Genomic DNA, 20452 nt, shown 5'->3' on the forward strand with positions numbered 1-20452 from the left:
CCTCAAGTGTTCCCTATAGATCTCCTGCCGGGTGCAGGATTGATAAGCCCGGCATACCTATCAAAAGAGTACACTTCCCCCCCACATGTGCCCGTCTTTGGCGTGCAGGTGGTGACGGTGACTTTATGACAGACCCTGTTCCCCCCCATGATTCCCCCTCGCTGTACATCAACCGTGAACTGAGCTGGATCCGGTTCAACCACCACGTACTGGAAGAGGCGCAGGATGAGCGCCATCCGCTCCTTGAACGGGTAAAATTCCTGTCGATCTTTGCAAACAACCTCGATGAGTTCTTCATGATCCGGGTATCGGGTCTCCAGCGGCAGGCGGCAAAAGGGGTACTCAGGGCTCCACCCGATGGGATGACACCGTCAGAACAGATACTTGCCATTGAAAAGGCGCTTATTCCCGAATTGGATCTCTCGTTTGAATGCTGGAGCAGCGAGATCCTGCCCCGGCTCGCCGCTGCCGGTATTTTTATTCACGAATATAACGAGCTCGACGATGAGCAGAAGCGTGTTCTGCGCACGTTCTTTGTCGAGGAGGTATTTCCGGTACTTACTCCGCTCGCATTCGATTCCGCCCATCCGTTCCCTTTCATCTCCAACCTCTCACTCAACCTTGCGATTACCATCCGTGATCCCCGGGGAAAGGAACTCTTTGCCCGGATCAAGGTACCTACCGGGCTCTTTCCACGGCTTATCCGGATCCCGGACACGCACTCTTCCGGCCGGCGTGACGACAAGCAGGTGCACCTCGTGTACTTAGAAGACCTCGTTGCCGCGCACCTCGACCTGCTCTTCCCCGGCCTAGAAGTGATCGGAGCCTCACCCTTCCGTATTACCCGGGATGCTGACCTGGACATTGAAGTCGACGAGGCATCCGATCTTCTGACAACAGTTGAGGAGATCATGGAACAGCGGGCCAGAGGCACCCCGGTCAGGATTGAAGTGGACTGCTCAATGCAGGAGAGCACCTGCCACATGCTCGAAAAGAAACTGGGCACCAGTTCTCACATGCTGTACCGGATCGGCCACCCGGTCGGGATGGCAGATCTCATGGAGCTTCTCTCTCTTGACCGTCCCGACTTGAAAGATCCCCCGTTCCAACCCTCGGTCCCCCCGGAGCTTGCCGAGGAAAAGGATATCTTCTCTGCCATAAAACGAAAAGATATCCTTCTCTTCCATCCCTACGACAGTTTCGCCCCGGTCATCAATTTTATCCGGCAGGCAGCCCATGATCCGGGAGTGCTTGCCATCAAGATCACCCTGTACAGGGTGGGATCCAACTCCCCCATTGTAAAAGCACTCATGGAGGCCCGGGAGAACGGGAAGGCTGTGGCAGCCTTAATCGAACTCAAGGCACGGTTTGACGAGGAAAACAACATAGGCTGGGCCCGGGCGCTGGAAAGGTCGGGAGTACATGTGGTGTACGGCGTTGTGGGTCTCAAGGTGCACGCGAAACTTTGCATGGTTGTCCGCAGGGAAAAAGACGGTATCCGTAGGTACATGCACCTTGGAACCGGCAACTACAATGCCACCACCAGCCGGATATACACGGATTTTGGCATGTTTACCTGCGACCGCGAGATTGGAGACGATGTGGCAAACCTCTTTAACTTCCTGACCGGCTATGCACGTTTCGATCAGTACAGGAAACTCTCCGTGGCCCCGGTCACGCTCCGGTCTGCTATCCTCTCACGCATTGACCGGGAAATTGAAAGTCACAAGAAGCATGGAGGCGGCCACCTCATCTTCAAGATGAATGCACTTGTGGACGAAGAGTGCGTTACTGCCCTTTACCGGGCATCGCAGGCAGGCGTGAAAGTCGATCTCCAGGTAAGGGGTATCTGCTGCCTGCGACCCGGCATCCCGGGTGCAAGCGAAAATATCACGGTGAGCGCGATTGTCGGGCGCTTTTTAGAGCATGCGCGGATCTACTACTTCCGGAACAATGGCGAGGACGAGGTACTGCTTGGAAGCGCTGACCTCATGCCCCGTAACCTGGACCGCAGGGTTGAGGTGCTTTTCCCGGTTATGGATCCCTCAATCAAGAAAGCATTGCTCTCGGTGGTCCTGGACGCGGAACTGCGCGACAACCAGCAGCTCCGGCTGATGAAGGGTGACGGGACGTACGAGAGAAAACACCCTGCTCCGGGTGAGGAGTCGGTCGATTCCCAATCCTGGTTCCTCGACCATATGGGGATATGGTACCATGTCGGACCCTGAGCCGGCAACAATCACAACCGGTCCCTGTACATTCGGAGCGGGCCAGCTCCTGCCTCTTATCGATGTACTAACCGCCGAGATCGCGGGGGTCCGGGCCGATGACGACATCGAACATGTCCACCGAATGCGGGTCGCTTCCCGCCGGCTCCGCGCCGCGCTTCCCCTTTTTGCCGAGTGTTTTCCCGAAAAGGAGTACCGGTTCTGGTCAAAAGAAATAAGAAACATTACCCGTGAACTGGGTGCAGCACGGGACACAGACGTTCAGATCGCGTTTTTGAAAAAATATCTCAAGACCTTGACCGGCTCGCAAAGGCCTGTACCGGGACCAGACACGGCAGCACATGAGGGTGACCCGGTCGCGGCACACCTGATCCGGCTCCAGAAACAGCGTGGTACTCTTCAGAAAAAAGTGGTGACAGCCCTGGATGAGCTGGACCACTCCCGGATGCTCCCCGCTCTCCGGGCGGCCTGTACCCTTCCCGAAGAACGTGCAAAACAAAGAAAGCGGGAACGCTTTGCCGGCATCCTCCCGGTTGCCGCCGGGCGGATGGGAAAGCGCCTGCAGGCCATCTCCCGGTACGAACCTTATGTCCACAATCCTGATGCGGTCTTTGAGCATCATGCGCTGCGCATCGCGGCAAAGAAACTCCGGTATACTCTCGAAGCATATGCTCCTCTCTACCGGCGCGACTTAAAAAAACCGATTGCCCGGATAAAACGTCTCCAGGATCTCCTGGGAGACATCCATGACTGCGATGTCTGGATCGAACAGGTCTCGCTTGCGATTGTAAAGCAGCGTGCCCGACGCCATCCACATGATGGCTCATCCGCTGCTGCAATCTCGGCCATTGCCCCATTGCGGAGACTGCTCTCCAACCGGGAAAAGCGGAGAAGCCGGTTGTACCGGATCTTTGTCCGGTACTGGGATGCTCTATTAAGGACCGGCTTCTGGGAAAACCTTGCATCAACAGCTCTTTGCGGGCAGCGTTCAACATTCTGCCATCACGGCACGCTTCCGGTAAAAGAGGAACAGGGGGCATTTTACCGCCTTGCTGCTACAGCCCCCGATCATGAAGACCACAGCCGGATTGTTACGAGGCTTGCGCTCCGCCTCTTTGACGAACTTGCTCCGGTCCACGGGCTTGTTCGGAGAGACCGCACCCTCCTTTCTTATGCCGCCACAGTGCACGATATCGGCTGGATCCGCGGGCAGGAAGGTCACCAGAAGGAGAGTGCAGCAATAATCCTTGCCTCGCCAGCTCTCCCGGTCCCGGTACGGGAACAGGGTATGATCGCCGTGATCGCCGGGCTCCATAGCGGGAAGCCTGATGCCCGGCCCGAGGGATTTTTTACCCTCCTTACCCCGGTTGACCAAAAAAAAGTGCGCACCCTTGCCGCCATCCTTCGGGTGGCTGACGGGCTCGATTACCTCCATGCGGGAAACGTGACTGATCTTACCTGTACAGTACGGACTTCCGATATTCTTTGTACCATCACCGGTACCGGGGATCTCTCGGCAGAAAAGGGCAGGGCAATGCGCAAGAGCGACATGTTCCTGGAAGTATTCGGTAAACCGCTGGTGATCGCATGAAGGGAAAAAAGAAGATCGGCGCAACCGGGCGAATCGTGGCATTCATTGACATTGGAACAAACTCCGTACGGATGCTTGTGGTCCGGTTCAACCCCAACCATTCCTACAGTGTTCTTTCCCGGCAGAAGCAGCAGGCTCGCCTGGGGGAGGGAGAGTTTGACGATGACGTGATCACCCCCGAGGCCATAGACCGGGCCTGCATGGTCTGCCGCAAGTTCGTGGAGCTCGCAAAAACATTTGGGGCCGAGGAGTTCGTAGCCGTGGCAACGTCAGCGGCACGGGAGGCTACCAACCAGAACATTCTTCTCGAACGGTTCCGAGAGGAGGTGCAGATCGATGTCCGGGTGATCTCCGGCCTTGAGGAGGCACGGCTTATCTACCTTGGCGTTGCAAGCGGGATGCACCTGGGTGAGAAGCAGGCATTTTTTATCGATATCGGGGGCGGAAGTACCGAGATCTCGCTCGGCGGCCAACAGCAGTTCACCCTTTTAGAAAGTTTCAGGCTCGGGGCGATCCGCCTCACCGGTATGTTCCTTGCAGATAACCCCCCCGGGCCCGTGCGCCCGGACCAGTACCGGGTCATCCAGCAGTACGTGAGAAATGCGATTATCCACACGGTCCAGAAGATCAAAAACCAGAAGATCGATCTGGCCGTGGGAAGCTCGGGGAGCATCATGAACCTTGCCGATATTGCGGCAAAGGCGCTTCATCCCGAGGGCAGCCTTCCGGCAGGCGTTCTCACCTGCCGGGATCTTAAGAAGATAGTAGAGATCCTCTGCTCCCTTCCCCTTGAAGAACGCCGGAAGGTGCCCGGGATCAATCCCGAAAGGGCAGATATCATCATTGCCGGGGCGGTGATTCTTGAGACATTTATGAAAGAACTTGCCCTGGATTCAATCACCACCACCGGCCGCGGCCTCCAGGACGGCCTTTTGATGGACTATCTCTCGCGCATGGAAGACTTCCCGCTTTTTGGTACGCTCTCCCCCCGGGAACGAAGCGTGCTCCAGCTGGGCCGGTCCTGCGGGATAAACGAGGCCCATGCACGGAACGTGACAAGGCTGGCGCTTGAGATCTTTGATTCGGCAAAAGACGTAAAACTTCACGAGTACGGAGACAATGAACGTGAACTTCTGGAATACGCGGCTTTCCTTCATGACATCGGATCGTTTATCTCGTTTACCAACCATCATGCCCATTCCTATTATATCATAAAGAATTCCGAGCTGCTCGGCTTTGACCAAAAAGAGATTGACATGATGGCAAACATTGCCCGGTTCCACCGCAAAAAGAAACCTCGCAAAAAAAGGCTTGATCTCCCGGATTTTGCCGACCACGAGCAGGGGACAGTTCTTGTCCTTGCCATGTTTGTCCGGCTGGCCGAGAGCCTGGATAGAAGTCATGCGGGGCTCGTGCAGCACGCTGAATTTGTCCGTGCAGAAAAAAACGAGATTGTACTGGATATTATCGCAGAAACGGACTGCCAGCTTGAGATCTGGGGTGCAGAAGCGGAGCAGCGGGCGTTTGAGAAAGTCTTTGGCCGGCACCTGAAAATTGAAGTAATCGCACCAAGCTCCGTGAACAGGGAGGATACTAATGATGAAGATACCCTGCCTGTTCCTCTTGCGGCCGCAAAAAAGAACGGTCCAGCCCGGTAAACCTGCTAAAAAAGTCCGCCTTCCTATACCGGCGTCCCGTCGTACTCCAGGGTTCCCGCATCGCCATCCACGATCGCCTGTGTGCCAGTCATGAGCCGGTCGAGCGGGATTTTTGGACGATCGATCATGGGGATGTTCCCGATGATCGCACCCGTGGCGATGATGGGTTCGGCCTCCGTATTGACAATTGCAGCCGGGGCATGGCCATTTCGCGAAAGAGCGTAAATCACGTACGATCCCACAGTCGATCCCTTGCCATAGGGAAACACGAGCACGGTCCCGGCAACCGACGTTCCTTCGAGCGGATGGCCTTTTTCCACAACAATTCCCGTCTCGGGATCGACCCCGGACAGAAACGAGATCGGTTCTGGACTCACAAGCAGCTTCCCTGTACCCCTGCCCCGGGAAATGCTCCGGCCGGTAATGAGCAAAATCACACCACATAAATGGTTGAAGATGATCATATATGAGTAGTATGGAAGAGACTGCGGTGGACAATGCCCCGCCCTCAAACGAGCTCAAATACCAGATCCAGATAAACGAGCTTGAGGCGGCGCTTCTGGAACAGAAGGTCAGAGCCGAAGATCTCCAGAAAGAAAATGCGCAGCTGAAACGCGAGAACAACCAGCTCAAGCGCATGCCGCTCTTTGTAGCGGTGATCATCGATATTCTGGAGAACAACGAGATCTATCTCCGCCAGCAGGGAAACAACCAGGAGTACCTGACCCATGCCTCGGATGAGCTCAGGCCCCTGTTAAAGCCCGGCACCAAGGTGGCAGTCAACAACGCACTCTCGATTGTCAAGGTGATCGGGAACGTTTACGACTCCCGGGTACGGGTGATGGAGCTCGAGGAGTCCCCATCGATATCCTATACGCAGATCGGGGGACTTACTGACGAGATAAAAGAAGTACGGGAAGCAGTGGAGTACCCGCTCACCAAGCCCGAGATCTTCCGGCGGATAGGAGTGGAACCACCCAAGGGGATCCTGCTCTACGGTTCACCCGGGACCGGAAAGACCCTGATCGCAAAGGCGGTCGCCCACGAAGCAAAGGCAACATTCATCCGCATGTCGGGAAGCGAACTGGTCCACAAGTTTATCGGCGAAGGAGCCGGGCTTGTCCGTGAGCTCTTCACCCTTGCCCGGGAGCGGGCACCCGCGATTGTCTTTATCGACGAAATCGATGCTGTGGGTTCCATGCGCACCAATGATGGCACAAGCGGCAGCGCCGAGGTGCAGCGCACGCTCATGCAGCTCCTTGCCGAGATGGACGGATTTGATAACCGGGGCGAGATCCGGATCATGGCTGCCACCAACCGTGTTGACATGCTTGACCCGGCACTCCTGCGGCCCGGCCGGTTCGACCGGCTCATCGAGATCCCGCTTCCCGATCGTAATGCACGCCTTGAGATCCTGAAGATCCACTCAAAAAAGATGCACCTTAACGATGTCAGGCTCGATATGATCGCCTCTATGACTGACGGGGCTACCGGAGCTGAACTCCAGGCAGTCTGCCGCGAAGCCGGCATGATGGCAGTCCGCCGTGATGCTTCCGCAATAGAGATGAAGGATTTTACTGATGCAGTCAGGAAAGTCAGGACCGAGACTATCACCGATACCCGGATGTATACATAAATAATCCAATGGCGCCGGGCTTTGGGGACTGACGCCATAATAACCGGATTGAAACGGGGCAAGGAGGGAGAGACCTGATGAACATTCTCCTGATCCAGCGGGATGAGATTGATCTCCACCATATCCTCTATTCTTCCGAGACCAGCCGCCTTGCACTCCGTTTTTACCATCCCAAAAAAGTCTCCTGCGGGATTCTTGTATCAGTTGCAACGCTCGGTAGCGCCCTGTCACTTGTTTCCGAGCTGCGCTGGTATATCCGGCGCTACGTGCGTGAGACTATCTTTGAGATAGAGCCTGGGATCTTCTGCACTCATGACCTGGCGCAGGAAACCTATTATGAGCGCTCTGCAGTTCTTGCAAAACCCTGGGCATTCCGGCGTATCTACGGATTCTTTGCCGCAAAGCCGATCCGCCGGCTCGTTATGGCCGCAGGCTCCGCTGCGCAGGATTACGCAGAGAATCTGGCCGGGGCTGGACGAATGATCGAGGTCTGGTGCACAGAAGACGAGGTCGAAGATATCGGAGATCTCATCACCCTTGAAGAGGCCGGGGATGAACCCGGTCCGGGCGGACGGACCGAATAATGTAAGTCCCCCTCCAAAGGGTTTTTCTTCCAATGACAATAGGAAAAAAGGAGATTATGACGTCGCCGCCGGGGCATTAGCCTTGGTAAGGTTTGCCAGTTCTATGGTAAATGTCAGGTTATAGCCGGCCAGCGGGTTATTGGTATCCAAGGTAAGGGTCGTATTCGTGACATTGAGAATGGTCATGGTGCTGACAGTATTTGTCGTTCTGTAGCGGACGGTATATAGCCCGGGTTTAAGAGTCATATTTCCAAAGATCGCCTGTGCAACGGGACCGGTGCGGTTCACGGTCTGGACAAGTCCCGGATCGTAAGCACCATACGCATCAGGGATATTTACCGTTTTTATCTCACCGGGAGACATCCCGATTACCGCATCCTGGACACCGGAGATCACACTCGAGTTACCAAGGGTAAAGATCAGAGGAGGATAGGTGGCATTCATAGCGGACAAATAGAGAGTGCCATTCTCGAACGATTCGTTGTAATATATAGCTACAGTATCTCCCTTCATTGCCGTGGGAACGGAAAGAAGGAGATAGGCACCAAGGACCGCAGCGATAATGACGATAACCGCCCCGATCGCAATAAACAGTTTTTTGCGTTTCTGTACTTCCCGGGCATCAGGAACTGCTTTTTTCGGGTTATCTTCAGGGTGTTCCGTTTCACCACCAGCCGGGTTTTCCGGCACGGACGCTGGCTCTGCAACGGCACCGGTTGTCTTTTCCGGGGTTGTGGGGGTAGTTTCTTCCTTTTTGGTTTCCGGCTCGCTCATGTGCAATCACTCCACAGATACCATGGATTCCTGTACCTGTTGGCGGGGAACGGGAAAAAGTTCGCGGTTTGCCTGCTTAAAAAAAGAGCAGGCACCGGGTGCCGAACAATGCCGGCCATTATGAAAAAAACACTACCGGGACGGGGACTGATACCGGAATGGGCTTTTTTCTAAAACAGGAAAAAATTCAGGCAAACATCCGCCCTTCTGAATCGGTCGGAGAATGGGAAAAGTCAAGCCGGACCTTCTCTATTGCTGAAAGGAAATCCTCCCTGGTGATGGCCGGGCGCTCATTCCTAATCGCGTACATCCCTGCCTCCATACAGATTGCCCGGAGATCAGCACCGTTTTTACCCTCTGTCAGTCCCGCGATCTCGGGAAGGTTGACCGTTTCCTCCATGGTGAGTGTCCGGGTGTGCACCTTTAAGATGGAGAGACGGCCTTCCTCATCGGGAAGCGGGATCTCGATGATACGGTCGAACCGGCCGGGCCGGAGCAGGGCCTTGTCCAGGATGTCGATCCGGTTGGTTGCCCCGATAATCTTCACATCTCCCCGGGTTTCAAAGCCATCCATGCCGGCCAAAAGCTGCATAAGCGTCCGCTGCACTTCGCGATCTCCCGAGGTGTTTGCCTCGGTCCTTGATGCACCTACCGCATCGATCTCATCGATGAAAATGATGGTCGGGGCTTTTTTCTTTGCAAGGTCAAAGAGCTCGCGGACAAGGCGTGCTCCCTCACCGATATATTTCTGGACCAGTTCGCTTCCCACCACCCGCATGAAATGGGCATTGGTCTCATGGGCAACCGCCTTTGCAAGAAGGGTCTTTCCCGTGCCCGGCGGCCCGTAAAGGAGAACACCCTTGGGAGGTTCGATCCCAATTTGGGTAAAGAGCTCAGGCCGTTTGAGCGGGAGCTCCACTGCCTCCCTTACCTCGTTTATCTGCTCCTTTAACCCCCCGATATCCGTATAGCACTCCTGCGGGGAATCCACCAGTTCCATCCCGTACACCTGGGCATCGAAAGAACTGGGCAGCAATTCGACGATCGCAAGTGACTGCTGGTTGAGCGTGCAGCGTGCACCCGGTTTAATATCGTCGGGATTAACGGATGGTGAACTCCTCACCAGGAACCGGGGGCCGGCGCTGCTGCGTACAATGACCCTGTTGGCATCCACCACGTCTACAACGGTTCCGATAATAAGCGGGGGGCTCCGCAGCTGCTCGCTCTCGCTCTTGAGCTTTCTTACCTCCCGCTCGTACCTGATCTTCTGGGTTTCGATATAGCGCTTGTCCGCCTCTGCCTGTCGGATCTGCTCCCGGAGCTCCAGGTTGCGTGATTCAAGACTCGAAATCCGTTCCAGCATCTGGGACTCAAGATCCTGCTTATCGGTCTCGATCCGCTGGAGCTGGTCACGCAGCTGCTCGGTCAGGGAGCGGTACAGCCGGCACAGTTCCTCGGGAGTCTGTGGATCGGCTGTATCGCGGAGAATATCGCCCACGTGGGTACCTCAAATAGGTATATAGGGAAATCGCCCTATAATAAAGTGCTTGTGATACTATGCAGTGCGAAATGTGCGGTGAAACCATCCGCGGAGCTCCCAAACTGATCCGCGTGGAAGGTGCCGAACTGCAGGTCTGTGCCAAATGCGGGAAGTTTGGCACAGAAGTGCAGCAGCCCCGGCGCACAGATATGCTGCGGCCGGGTGCACCACGGCCGGCACCCGGATCCCGGGCACCGGCATCATCAGCCCCGGCCCAGCGCAAACGGGACATGTTCGATTATATGGAAGGCGAAATCGTCGAAGATTACGCAGAACGGGTCAGAAACGCGAGAATGGAAAAGGGCATTTCCCAGAAAGACCTCGCCCTCCAGCTTATGGTAAGGGAGCTGCTCATTAAAAAGATCGAGAAAGGCGAACTTATCCCGGAAGAGGAAGTGCGAAAGAAACTGGAAAAAGTATTGGGGATAAAACTTGTAGACATAGTGGCCGGTGACGATGAGAAAAAGGCACAGGCAAAGATTACCCAGACACTGGGCGATCTCACAATTATCCGGAAAGCAAAAAAATAATTACCGGGTTTTTTCTTTTTACCTTCCGGCGTGGGAGGAGATTGTTCCCGGCCACATGGTTTTGGCGAGAGCCGGGAATGCAATCTCCCGGAGCTCCCCCGGGTCCCCATCCGTCCCTTATGAGTGGCGACACCAATATATTTCAGGAAACAAACCGGAACTAACAGCAGCACCAGCCCGGGTCTGAGAGCCATGATTACTATCCTCTATGTGGATGATGAGGAAAGCCTGCTTGAGCTTGGCAAGATTTTCCTTGAGCGTAACGGTCAGTTCGCCGTTGATATCATCACCTCCGCATCCGAGGCCCTCACACTGATCGGGCAAAAACCCTACGATGCCATCATCTCCGATTACCAGATGCCGGAGATGGATGGCATCGAATTATTAAAACACGTAAGGGCTTCCGGAAAAACCATCCCTTTCATCCTCTTTACCGGGCGGGGACGTGAGGAGGTTGTAATCCAGGCACTCAACGAAGGAGCCGATTTCTATCTCCAGAAAGGCGGGAGTTCCCTTGCACAGTTCACCGAGCTCGCCTACAAGATCCGGCACGCAGTCCAGAAAAGATGGGCCGAGACCCGGCTCCGTGATCACGAAAGACGCGAGGCAGACATTATCAACTTCCTGCCCGATGCAACCTTTGCTATCGATAAGAAGGGCGTGATCATTGCATGGAACAGGGCTATGGAGGAGATGACCGGGGCCCGGCCGGCCGAAGTCCTTGGAAAAGATCACTATGAGCATGCCTTTGCGCTTTACCACAAACGACGACCCATGCTTGCTGACCTGATCCTTACCCCGGACCCGCAGTTTGAGGAGGCGGAATATCTCTATACGCACCACGATCAGCGGACTCTGATGGCCGAGACCCATGTGGAAAGACCAAACGGGACCCGGCTCCATATATGGGGAAAGGCAAGCATTCTTCTGGATGAGAAGGGGGATGTGGCCGGCGCAATCGAGTCCATCCGGGATATCACCGAGCAAAAACTTGCGGAATCCGAGCTGCAAACTGCGTACGATGAGATTGCCGCGACCGAAGAGGAGATGCGCAGCCAGTACCTCGAACTGGTCAGGAGCGAACGGCAGCTTCGGGAAAGCGAAGAAAAATATCGCGAACTTGTTGAGACTGCAAACAGCATAATCATAAAATGGGACCGGTCCGGGATAATCACCTTTGCCAACGAATTTGCCCTGCAGTTTTTCGGATACACCCGGGAGGAACTGATCGGTCGCTCCGTAATGGAAACAATCGTACCGGCAACCGAATCCGGCTCGGAAAAGGACCTTACGCGGATGATCCTGGATATTCTCAACCAGCCTGATGTCTATGTTGTCAACGAAAATGAAAATGTCTGCAAAAATGGCACAAGGGTCTGGATCCGGTGGCACAACAAACCCATTTTCGACAATCGCGGGGAATTTGCAGGCCTCTTTTCTATCGGGACCGATGTCACCGGGCGTCGGGAGATTGAGACAGCACTCCGGGAGAGCGCGGCCAAGTACCAGGGCATCTTTGCCGCAGAATCGGATGGGATCGCAGTTGTGGACAGGGAAACCGGGATTATCCTTGAATGCAACGATGCCCTGGCATTCATGCACGGGTACCTGAAAGAGGAACTCCCCGGCCAGCCCATCACAGTCCTGTCCGCAGAATCGGATGCAACCAGTGCAGCGATCGCCGGTGCAACACCTTTTATCCGGGACAGGTACCACAAGAAAAAAGACGGGAACGTGTTTCCCGTCGAGATCACGGTGAACCCCACGCGGCTGCAGGGACGCGAAGTGTTGATCGGAGCAATTCGCGACGTGACTGAGCTCCGTCGATCGGAAGAAGCGCTCCAGCAGGCAAACCGGAGCCTTGCACTGCTCACAAACGTTACCCGGCACGACATCAACAACCAGCTGGTAGCATTAAACGGATTTCTCGAACTGCTCCACGAGAAGGTGCGGGACCCGGCGCTTGAGGAGTACTTTGTCTGGATCTCCCAGGTGAGCACACGGATCTCTTCCATGATCCAGTTTGCAAGCACCTATGAGACCGTACGAAAGACACATCCCCTCTGGCAGGATATCCGGGCCCTTGCAGAAACCACGGCCCGACAGGTATCACTTGGAAAGGTTATCATCAAAAATGAGATCCCGGCCGGCATCGAGGTCTTTGCCGACCCCCTTTTCCTCAAGGTTTTTTATAATCTGGTGGATAATGCACTCCGGTACGGGGAGAAGCTTACCTTTATCCGGTTCTCGTTCATCGAACGGGACAATGCCGGCGGGGTGATCGTATGCGAGGATGACGGGGAGGGTGTCCCTGAGGCATCCAAGGAGAAGATCTTTGATCGAGGCTATGGGAAGAACACGGGCCTTGGGCTCTTTTTAGCCCGCGAGATCCTCTCCCTGACCGGCATCACCGTAAAGGAGACCGGGGAGCCGGGAAAAGGAGCACGCTTCGAGATCACCGTACCCCGGGACACGTACCGGTTTACCGGGAAGTCCTGATCGTTTTTTTATTTTTCGCGGGCCGCGTATCGCGACCGGGCGGGTCGAAAGACGGGTTCTTACAATCCTTTGAGTGGGATAAACACCCTTTCACCATCGGCTTTTCATTCCTTGTACCGGGTTTGGCAGGACAGGGAGCAAACCCTCCCTTCTCTTTTCCAGAACAAAAGGCCGGCATCCCGAACTGCCGGAATACCCGGTTTATACCGGGTACTCGGCAGGAATCAGGGTAAAATGAATTGCTGCACCCTGGTCTTGCCGGCCGAAAATACGATCACCGGCCCAGATGCGCCCCCCATACCCTTCGATAAGGTGCCGGGTAATAAAAAGCCCCAGCCCCTTCCCGCTTTTCTTGCTTTTTCCTTTGCGGAAACGGTCAAAGACCTCAGGTTTGAGCTCGTCAGGGATTCCCGGGCCGTTATCGGCCACCGTAACCTGAACCTGTTCTGCCCGGTCTTCGACAGTTATGGTAATCTCAGGGTTTTCTGTACAGAATTTTACGCTGTTTCCTATCAGGTTGGTGAAGACCTGGCCGAACAGGTCATCTGCCATAACAACCGCATCCGTTCCGGCATAATGGAAGATAACTCCGGAGTACCGCCCGGTCTCGGCCCGGATGACCTCGTCAAGACGGATCGGCCGTAATGCCGCTTTCTGCTCGTGCATTCTGCGGATCGTAGAGACATTCCCGATGATTTCAACGGACTGGTCGATAGCCCTCATGATGGTCTCGGCCATTTTCCTGTTCTCGGCGTCAAGCGATTCATAAAGGAGTTCAAGCTGCATGAGGGCACCGGCATTGACATTGTTGATATCATGGGACATGATGTCAAGGTAGAGGTTGGTCTCGTCATTAGACTGCTCAAGACGTTTTAAGAGGAGGATCTTCTGGACTGCATTCCCGATCTCGGTGCTGATCAGGGAAAGAAGCGACCGCTCCTGGTCAGAGAAATCATGTTTCCTTGTACTGATGAATGCCATTGCACCGATCACGGTCGATGCTGAAACAAGCGGGAGCAGGGCAAGCGACCGGGCTCCCAGATCCCGGAGAATAATGCTGTCCCGGCTGACAGGGGTATCCTTTGAAAGGTCTACGAACTGGGGAATGCCACGGATGCAGAGTTCCTGGTACAGGGGTTCACCGAAATTCAGGACACCCATGAGGACACGGAGGTCAGAGCTGGCCGGGGCCGTTTCCTGGTAACAGATCATTGTCGCTTCGGTTTTCCCGGTATTATTCAGGTACAGTGCCCCCATTTCAAATCCTTGGATAGATAGGGCCTTATGTAAGATGCTTTCCAGCAGGGCATCTGGTTTCATCGACGAATTGCTGACACTGATGATCTGGTTGAGGATGTTGATCCTCTCATTTGTAGTACGGAGTTCTTTCTGGGATCGCTGGAATTCCCTGTGCTGGATCACAGCAGCTTCATACGCCGAGAGAAGAAAATCCAGAATCCTGACACGGTCCATCCCGATAGAGTAGGTCTTCCCTTCATACAGGAATGGTACTGATCCGGCGTCGGCTTTCTCAGATATCGGGGGACGGCGATTTTCAAGGATCTTCCTGATACGCTGGAGAAGATAATCGGCCGGGTAGGGTTTTGTGATAAAGTTATCGGCACCAGATTCAATGGCAAGGGCAATGTCCCGGGAATCGGAAAGGGCCGTGAGGAGGATAAGGGGGATATTTTTCGTTCTCACGTTCTTTTTGATCTCCCGGCAAAGATCGTACCCGTTCATCACCGGCATGATGATATCGCTGATAATAAGATCGGGGATCTTCCGGGCCAGGACCTCAAGGGCCCTTTCCCCGTTTTCTGCAACCTGGCAGGTGTAACCGGCATTATCGAGGATATGCTTAAGGATCTCAGCCTGAACGTGACTGTCTTCGACAATGAGAATCTCCTTTGCCGGCACGGGTTTTGGATGTTCAGCCAAACAGATCACCCGGGATAAAACGCACCCGCAAAAACATCAGGTTCTTCATGGTTACAGGAAATGCTTCCGGAGATATTATTGTATCGAAAATTGCAATTCTCTGCTAATCTGCCACTTCCCTTTATAATCTTCCTCTTTTCAAATAAACGATACCTGATTTGATGATAAAACGGGTAAAAAACCGCAATTATTTTCAGGGAATGTCCATGAGGGGCGGCGTTATCCACGGGTCAATAAAACTTCGCTAAAACAGTGAAACGGGAAGTTCCAGTACCACGGTAGCATGGCATGACCCTCCCGGTTATCCTGCCGGGAAAACATCCATGAACAGCCAGACGGGATCCTGAGTGACCTGGATCTGCAAAAGCCGGAACGCAGGAAACAAACGTACGAGCGATGGATCGAAAACGGGCGGGGGTGAGGTGAGACCCCGCCATGACAGAATGGAGATCAGATCCACTATCGGGGCGTCAGTTATTTGGGAAAAAGCATCGGCCCGGAAGAAGGCAGGACAACACCCATGAAGCCAAATTATGAAAGTCCGGCCCGCTCCCGGCGTCCTTTTTCCGGAAAACCACCGCCATTACCTCAGGAAATATATGAGAGTTCCCCGGGCCAAGAATATTCTGATGACTGAAATTTTTTCTGCGGTTATCGTCGGGTTTATGCGATTTTAAGGCTAACCTCCCATTATTATTCCTGGAGCCGGTCCGCAGTGCTGATCCGGATCACCGGCCCTGAACGCGAACAAACAGTGACCGGTCCCATCCAACCCATTTTGTCACACCGCGACGGTGCACCAGCGTTACAATTCACGGTTACGGTATAAAAGGAAACCATCATGGCTCCATCACTCAGGTCACTCCGCAACCATGCGATGTTTAAGACAAAACCTATTGGAGAGCTGTTGGCGCACTGCTCCGGTGAGCACGCCCTCCACCGGGTTATCAGCCCTTTTGAGCTTGTCCTTCTTGGGATTGGGGCAGTGGTGGGGACGGGCATTTTCGTAATCACCGGTATTGCTGCAGCAGAGTACTCCGGCCCGGCAATCATCCTCTCGTTTGTCATATCGGGCATTGTCTGCATGCTTGCCGCACTCTGTTATGCCGAGTTCTCCTCCATGGTCCCGGTAGCAGGCAGTGCGTACACGTACTGTTACGCCACATTCGGGGAGATCTGGGCATGGATCATCGGGTGGGACTTAATCCTCGAATACGCGGTATCCCTTGCCGCAGTCGCAGTCGGATGGTCGGCATACGTGACAAGCCTGCTTTCAGAGATCGGCATATTCCTTCCCCCGGCCCTGGCTAACCCCCCGGGAATAGCCGGGGGCATCATCAACCTTCCCGCGGTGCTCGTCATTCTGGCAATCACGGCCCTCCTTATCGCAGGGGTAAAAGAGAGCATCCGGCTCAATACGATCATCGTGATTGTCAACATTGCGGTGATCCTGATCTTCTTTTTCCTCTGTTACTCCCATATCGATGCGGTCAACTGGCACCCGTTCATGCCGTTTGGCTGGACCGGGGTCTTTACCGGGGCGGCAATCGTTTTTTTTGCTTACATCGGTTTTGATTCGGTTATGACCGCGGCCGAGGAGATAGAGAATCCCCAGAAGAACCTGCCTATCGGGATTATCGGATCAGTCGCCATTGTCATCCTCCTCTATGTAGGAGTTGCCGCCGTGCTTACAGGCGTGATCCCCTACGGGGAACTGGGCACCAGTGCCCCGGTCGCAGATGCCCTGACCCGGATCGGGGTCCACGGGGGAGCTTTGCTCGTTTCGCTGGGCGCCCTCTGCGGGATCACGTCCGTGATCCTTGTCACCCTCTACGGCCAGACCCGGATCTTCTTTGCGATGGCGCGGGACGGCCTGCTCCCGGCGTTTTTCTCCGATATCCACAGGACATTCCATACGCCGGCGAAAGTGACACTTCTCGTGGGCCTCTCGACCGCCCTTGTTGCCGGCCTGCTGCCGCTAGGCCTGATCGCGGGACTGGTAAACATCGGCACACTCGCGGCGTTCATGGTCGTTGCTTTCGGGATCATTCTTTTGCGGAGGAGCCAGCCGCACCTCGAACGGCCGTTCAGGTGCCCGGCCATGCCGTATGTCCCCCTCCTCTGCATTGTCTCCTGCGCAGTACTGATCCTTGTCCTTCCTGCGGTGACGCAGGCCCGGTTTGTGATCTGGATGCTTATCGGACTTGCGATTTACTTTTTCTTCGGGATAAAAAACAGTGCGAACGGGAAAAGCCCGGCTGCCGATCCCGGGATCTGCGGGGCAGGGGCGGACTCCCCCGACCGGTAACCGCCTCTCCTGCTGCAGCCATTACCCGCGCCGGCCGGGTGGGGCAGGGGATCGGTGAACCCCTTTTTTACGACTGCAGAAATTTTTTCACTCATCGCCAGCTATATGCCGATCGCGTGATGATGCAATCCTATGAAACACTGCCCGGTCGGTTCACAACCGAAAACATGCTGGTACTGCTATATGTGCATTGCCTACCCCTTCTGTCAGATAAGGGATCGCTGCCATTAAGGAATCGTTTCTAAAAAAAAGGTCTGGCCGTGCAGGCGATCTCCGGAACGGAGAGGATCAAAAGAGAACCTGCCCGCTCCCCCCATTTCGCCATCCCCAAAAGGCACTTACATATCCCGGGACGGAAATGTACGATCTATGAGCCAGTACCAGATCGCCGTACTTGTCGGGAGTCTCAGGAAGGACTCACTTAACCAGAAGCTTGCCAACGGCCTTATAAAACTCGCACCGCCCGGATTTTCCTTTACGCAGGTGCAGATCGCCGACCTGCCGCTGTACAACCAGGACGATGACGAGCACCCGGCCCCGGCCGTTGTCCGCATCAAAAACGAGATACAATCCGCAAACGGAATCCTGTTTGTCTCCCCGGAGTACAACCGCTCAATCCCGGGAGTACTCAAGAACGCCCTCGACCATGGATCACGCCCGGCAGGCCAGAGCGTCTGGGCAGGAAAGGCGGCAGGGATCATCGGCGTCTCCACCGGGGCAATCGGGACTGCCATGGCCCAGCAGCACCTGCGAAACGTCCTCTCCTATCTCGATGTCGCAGTGATGCGCCAGCCCGAAGGCTATCTCCAGATGCGTGAGGGCATGTTTGATCCCGATGGAAACATCGGGGCCGGGAGCAGGGCTTACCTCCAGAACTGGATGGACAAGTACGTAGCGTGGATACGGAAGAACGCGGCATAAATGAGACCACCGGGCCGTGGCCTGATTACAAGGGCAACTCCCGGACCAGATGAACCGGAAAGATCCCCGGCCTATTGGCCCGGCGCAATGCAAAAACAGATCGGAGGGTTCAGGGTATTGCCGTAAATATCAGGCAGGGTACCTGCCCAATCCCACCAAAAAATCAGGGTTTTGCCCGGATGAGCCGGACCCCCAGTTCATATGCCTTTTTGCAATCCTGCGGGAACTGTTCTTCCCGGTGCTTCTTCTTTGCCTCCGGGTCAAAGAGCGTGGATACGTACTTTGCATAATCGTCAAACTGGTACGTATTGGTGACCCAGAGCGTCTCGCACGACCCGAAGATCCTTGCCATCGCCATCTCGGTCGGTTGCTCAAACTTATCGTAGCCGATCTCCTTTACCATCGGTTCAGGGGCCCCGGACGTGTAGATGAACCCGGTCCGGATCTTTTTTCCAAAGAGCGTGGAGTGTTCCGGATCATAAACTGAGTACTGGAACATCAGCCGTTCGAGAAACGACCGGGTCATTCCCGTGGCAAGCGCGTAATAGATGGGCGAACCAACAAGGATCGCATCTGCGGCCTCAACCTTTTTGAAAAGCGGCCTGAGATCGTCTTTGACCGGGCAGTGCCCGTAACTCTTCCCGCCGATCCGCTTGCAGGCAAAGCAGCTGGTGCAGCCTGTGTAGTCAAGATCATAGAGGTTGACCAGTTCGGTTTTGGCACCTTCCGATTCAGCGCCGTCCATGGCATGCCGGAGGAGCGTGGCGGTATTCCACTTCTTCCGGGGGCTCCCGTTGAATGCAATGAATTTCATCATCTTCCTGATGCGGAATTTTTGTCCGTAACGTACTCTTATCACCAGTCAGGGTAATAGAGCAACCAGTGGTCATTCTGTAACCAGGTTGCATGAAGGAGAGTGCTTGTGAACGCAACCGCGAGAAGGTGGCGGGATCCGGGCCGGTAAAGGAGGGAGACCGCCGTTCCTTATTGACTCGCAACACCGGGCCTACTGCTCATTCTCATCCCTGAAGAACACGACCGGTTCCTGCTCCGGCTCATCGGGTATGATGATCCCTGCCGAATGGACCGCAGTATATACTACTCCTGATTACATTTCACGAAAAATCCGAAATAAACGTGATGGTTGGCCGGCCTGATGGAAGAGCTCCCGGCATTGCATTTCTTTTCATCTCCTCTTCACCGGTGCGTTTTAAGGAAAGGATCGGCCGGATAATTGCAACAATCAGGTGCATGGAGTCTCCTGCATGAAACAGTTCTCCCCAACTGCAAATTCATGCGCATTTTCGTTTCTGTTGCATCCCGCGCAGCCGGTCGGGGAAATCCGGGCCATTTGGTGGCCCGGAAAAACGCAGCTCAATTCCGGCAGGAAAAAAGGAGGCAAGATCCGGATCCCTGTACCGGGGAAGATCTGCAACGACGTGATTTAACAAAGTCAAATGTGACATTCAAAAGGTTTATTAATTATTGTAAACCCATGATCGATCAGTACAAAACATATTAACTTTCAACCTGTGAGTGTGAACTGCATGGCATTTTCAGTACATGTCAACATGAGCCGTTGCACCGGTTGCGGGAACTGTGTGGTTGCCTGCCCGGTCAATGCCCTCGAACTGTACACGATAGACCCCGTGACCAAGGAAAAGATCTACCATGTCCTGAATGGGAAATCGATCAATCTTGATGTCAGGACCGAACTCTGCGCCGGCTGCGGCGTTTGTGTAGGGGCCTGCCCGTACAAAGTGATCTCCCTTTCCGGTCGTGGAGAGACCGGCGCCCTGGTGCCATCGTAAGAACGGAGGATGTGATCTATGGCAAAAATTATCATGAACATGATCACCCAGCGCTCGGTGGAGGAAGGCGCTGCAATGGAGAAGGGCAAGACCAACCCGGACTATTTCGAGGCCTGCTCGATCTGCGAAATTAATCCTGAAGACATGAAACGCCTGGGAATCTGGAAGAACACCAATGTCCGGGTAACAAGCGAATGTGGCACCGTGATTGTCAAGGCAATCGAGCCCACCCAGTACTGCCCGCCCGGCCTTGCCCACATCCGGCAGGGAGTCTGGGCAAACCAGGTTGTGCCCCCGCGAACCCAGTCCACCGGCACACCGCAGTACAGCGGTTTTCCCGTTACGATTGAACCCGCACCGCAGGAGAAACTCAAATCAGCCCTCGAGCTCGTGCAGGGCTCTGTCGGGCTCTGGAAAGGAGGGAAATAACC

General features: G+C 54.8%; 17 protein-coding genes. 11 read left to right on the top strand and 6 right to left on the bottom strand.

Annotation, left to right across the window (positions count from 1 at the left end):
• Positions 1-125 precede the first annotated feature (125 nt).
• The 3 genes from ppk1 to MBOO_RS07605 are packed head-to-tail and all read left to right on the top strand — an operon-like array spanning position 126 to position 5477.
• Positions 126-2228 carry a polyphosphate kinase 1 gene (gene ppk1, locus MBOO_RS07595; RefSeq protein ID WP_012107007.1) on the top strand — a complete coding sequence of 701 codons (2103 nt, stop codon included), beginning with the start codon at positions 126-128 and terminating at the stop codon, positions 2226-2228.
• Positions 2215-3819, top strand: a complete 1605-nt coding sequence (locus tag MBOO_RS07600) for a CHAD domain-containing protein (RefSeq protein WP_012107008.1) — start codon at positions 2215-2217, stop codon at positions 3817-3819. Before ppk1 ends, MBOO_RS07600 begins: the two co-directional genes overlap by 14 nt.
• Positions 3816-5477, top strand: a complete 1662-nt coding sequence (locus MBOO_RS07605) for a Ppx/GppA phosphatase family protein (protein ID WP_012107009.1) — start codon at positions 3816-3818, stop codon at positions 5475-5477. Before MBOO_RS07600 ends, MBOO_RS07605 begins: the two co-directional genes overlap by 4 nt.
• A gap of 23 nt (positions 5478-5500) precedes the next feature.
• On the opposite strand, the gene MBOO_RS07610 is transcribed toward MBOO_RS07605, so the two are convergent.
• Positions 5501-5941, bottom strand: coding sequence for a DUF126 domain-containing protein (locus MBOO_RS07610; RefSeq protein ID WP_012107010.1), 441 nt, complete (start codon positions 5939-5941; stop codon positions 5501-5503).
• Between the two features lie 2 nt (positions 5942-5943).
• Here MBOO_RS07610 and MBOO_RS07615 point away from each other — a divergent pair, with 2 nt between their 5' ends.
• Together MBOO_RS07615 and MBOO_RS07620 are read left to right on the top strand one after the other, a co-directional pair.
• Positions 5944-7113, top strand: a complete 1170-nt coding sequence (locus tag MBOO_RS07615; protein WP_012107011.1) for a proteasome-activating nucleotidase — start codon at positions 5944-5946, stop codon at positions 7111-7113.
• Between the two features lie 77 nt (positions 7114-7190).
• Positions 7191-7697: a DUF5804 family protein gene (locus tag MBOO_RS07620; RefSeq protein WP_012107012.1), complete on the top strand. Its 507-nt coding sequence runs from the start codon at positions 7191-7193 to the stop codon at positions 7695-7697.
• 54 nt (positions 7698-7751) lie between these two features.
• On the opposite strand, the gene MBOO_RS07625 is transcribed toward MBOO_RS07620, so the two are convergent.
• Positions 7752-8471, bottom strand: a complete 720-nt coding sequence (locus MBOO_RS07625) for an FKBP-type peptidyl-prolyl cis-trans isomerase (RefSeq protein ID WP_052291902.1) — start codon at positions 8469-8471, stop codon at positions 7752-7754.
• 187 nt (positions 8472-8658) lie between these two features.
• Positions 8659-9834, bottom strand: coding sequence for a proteasome-activating nucleotidase (locus MBOO_RS07630; protein WP_048068666.1), 1176 nt, complete (start codon positions 9832-9834; stop codon positions 8659-8661).
• 194 nt (positions 9835-10028) lie between these two features.
• On the opposite strand from MBOO_RS07630, the gene MBOO_RS07635 reads away from it, so the two are divergent.
• Both MBOO_RS07635 and MBOO_RS13080 read left to right on the top strand, forming a co-directional pair.
• Complete coding sequence (locus MBOO_RS07635) at positions 10029-10541, top strand: multiprotein bridging factor aMBF1 (protein ID WP_012107017.1); 513 nt, start codon at positions 10029-10031, stop codon at positions 10539-10541.
• A gap of 192 nt (positions 10542-10733) precedes the next feature.
• Entirely contained in the window at positions 10734-13040 is a 2307-nt protein-coding gene (locus tag MBOO_RS13080) for a response regulator (RefSeq protein WP_012107018.1), read from the top strand.
• 201 nt (positions 13041-13241) lie between these two features.
• Here the strand turns inward: MBOO_RS13080 and MBOO_RS13085 are convergent, their stop codons facing one another.
• Positions 13242-14981 (bottom strand): response regulator, encoded by a 1740-nt coding sequence (locus MBOO_RS13085; protein ID WP_012107019.1) that lies wholly within the window; start codon positions 14979-14981, stop codon positions 13242-13244.
• Between the two features lie 841 nt (positions 14982-15822).
• Between MBOO_RS13085 and MBOO_RS07650 the strand changes: the two genes are divergently transcribed.
• Positions 15823-17289, top strand: coding sequence for an amino acid permease (locus MBOO_RS07650; protein WP_012107020.1), 1467 nt, complete (start codon positions 15823-15825; stop codon positions 17287-17289).
• 369 nt (positions 17290-17658) lie between these two features.
• Positions 17659-18210 (top strand): NADPH-dependent FMN reductase, encoded by a 552-nt coding sequence (locus MBOO_RS07655; protein ID WP_012107021.1) that lies wholly within the window; start codon positions 17659-17661, stop codon positions 18208-18210.
• Positions 18211-18373: 163 nt separating this feature from the next.
• On the opposite strand, the gene MBOO_RS07660 is transcribed toward MBOO_RS07655, so the two are convergent.
• Together MBOO_RS07660 and MBOO_RS13915 are read right to left on the bottom strand one after the other, a co-directional pair.
• On the bottom strand, positions 18374-19027 hold the full coding sequence (locus MBOO_RS07660) for a flavodoxin family protein (protein ID WP_232385589.1): 654 nt from the start codon (positions 19025-19027) through the stop codon (positions 18374-18376).
• A gap of 298 nt (positions 19028-19325) precedes the next feature.
• A complete protein-coding gene (locus MBOO_RS13915) occupies positions 19326-19463 on the bottom strand; it encodes a hypothetical protein (RefSeq protein WP_157677635.1) in 138 nt (45 codons plus the stop codon).
• A 294-nt stretch (positions 19464-19757) separates the two neighbouring features.
• Between MBOO_RS13915 and MBOO_RS07670 the strand changes: the two genes are divergently transcribed.
• Positions 19758-20021, top strand: a complete 264-nt coding sequence (locus MBOO_RS07670) for a 4Fe-4S binding protein (protein ID WP_012107025.1) — start codon at positions 19758-19760, stop codon at positions 20019-20021.
• 18 nt (positions 20022-20039) lie between these two features.
• Positions 20040-20450 carry a molybdopterin dinucleotide binding domain-containing protein gene (locus tag MBOO_RS07675; protein WP_012107026.1) on the top strand — a complete coding sequence of 137 codons (411 nt, stop codon included), beginning with the start codon at positions 20040-20042 and terminating at the stop codon, positions 20448-20450.
• The last annotated feature ends 2 nt before the right edge of the window (positions 20451-20452 follow it).

Source organism: Methanoregula boonei 6A8 (assembly GCF_000017625.1).
GTDB classification, from domain to species: domain Archaea; phylum Halobacteriota; class Methanomicrobia; order Methanomicrobiales; family Methanospirillaceae; genus Methanoregula; species Methanoregula boonei.

Bases quoted from the DNA above. Each gene is read 5' to 3' on its own strand.
- ppk1 (WP_012107007.1), top strand. From the start codon at position 126: ATGACAGACCCTGTTCCCCCCCATGATTCCCCCTCGCTGTACATCAAC.
- MBOO_RS07600 (WP_012107008.1), top strand. From the start codon at position 2,215: ATGTCGGACCCTGAGCCGGCAACAATCACAACCGGTCCCTGTACATTC.
- MBOO_RS07605 (WP_012107009.1), top strand. From the start codon at position 3,816: ATGAAGGGAAAAAAGAAGATCGGCGCAACCGGGCGAATCGTGGCATTC.
- MBOO_RS07610 (WP_012107010.1), bottom strand. From the start codon at position 5,941: ATGATCATCTTCAACCATTTATGTGGTGTGATTTTGCTCATTACCGGC.
- MBOO_RS07615 (WP_012107011.1), top strand. From the start codon at position 5,944: ATGAGTAGTATGGAAGAGACTGCGGTGGACAATGCCCCGCCCTCAAAC.
- MBOO_RS07620 (WP_012107012.1), top strand. From the start codon at position 7,191: ATGAACATTCTCCTGATCCAGCGGGATGAGATTGATCTCCACCATATC.
- MBOO_RS07625 (WP_052291902.1), bottom strand. From the start codon at position 8,471: ATGAGCGAGCCGGAAACCAAAAAGGAAGAAACTACCCCCACAACCCCG.
- MBOO_RS07630 (WP_048068666.1), bottom strand. From the start codon at position 9,834: ATGCTGGAACGGATTTCGAGTCTTGAATCACGCAACCTGGAGCTCCGG.
- MBOO_RS07635 (WP_012107017.1), top strand. From the start codon at position 10,029: ATGCAGTGCGAAATGTGCGGTGAAACCATCCGCGGAGCTCCCAAACTG.
- MBOO_RS13080 (WP_012107018.1), top strand. From the start codon at position 10,734: ATGATTACTATCCTCTATGTGGATGATGAGGAAAGCCTGCTTGAGCTT.
- MBOO_RS07650 (WP_012107020.1), top strand. From the start codon at position 15,823: ATGGCTCCATCACTCAGGTCACTCCGCAACCATGCGATGTTTAAGACA.
- MBOO_RS07655 (WP_012107021.1), top strand. From the start codon at position 17,659: ATGAGCCAGTACCAGATCGCCGTACTTGTCGGGAGTCTCAGGAAGGAC.
- MBOO_RS07660 (WP_232385589.1), bottom strand. From the start codon at position 19,027: ATGATGAAATTCATTGCATTCAACGGGAGCCCCCGGAAGAAGTGGAAT.
- MBOO_RS13915 (WP_157677635.1), bottom strand. From the start codon at position 19,463: ATGCACCTGATTGTTGCAATTATCCGGCCGATCCTTTCCTTAAAACGC.
- MBOO_RS07670 (WP_012107025.1), top strand. From the start codon at position 19,758: ATGGCATTTTCAGTACATGTCAACATGAGCCGTTGCACCGGTTGCGGG.
- MBOO_RS07675 (WP_012107026.1), top strand. From the start codon at position 20,040: ATGGCAAAAATTATCATGAACATGATCACCCAGCGCTCGGTGGAGGAA.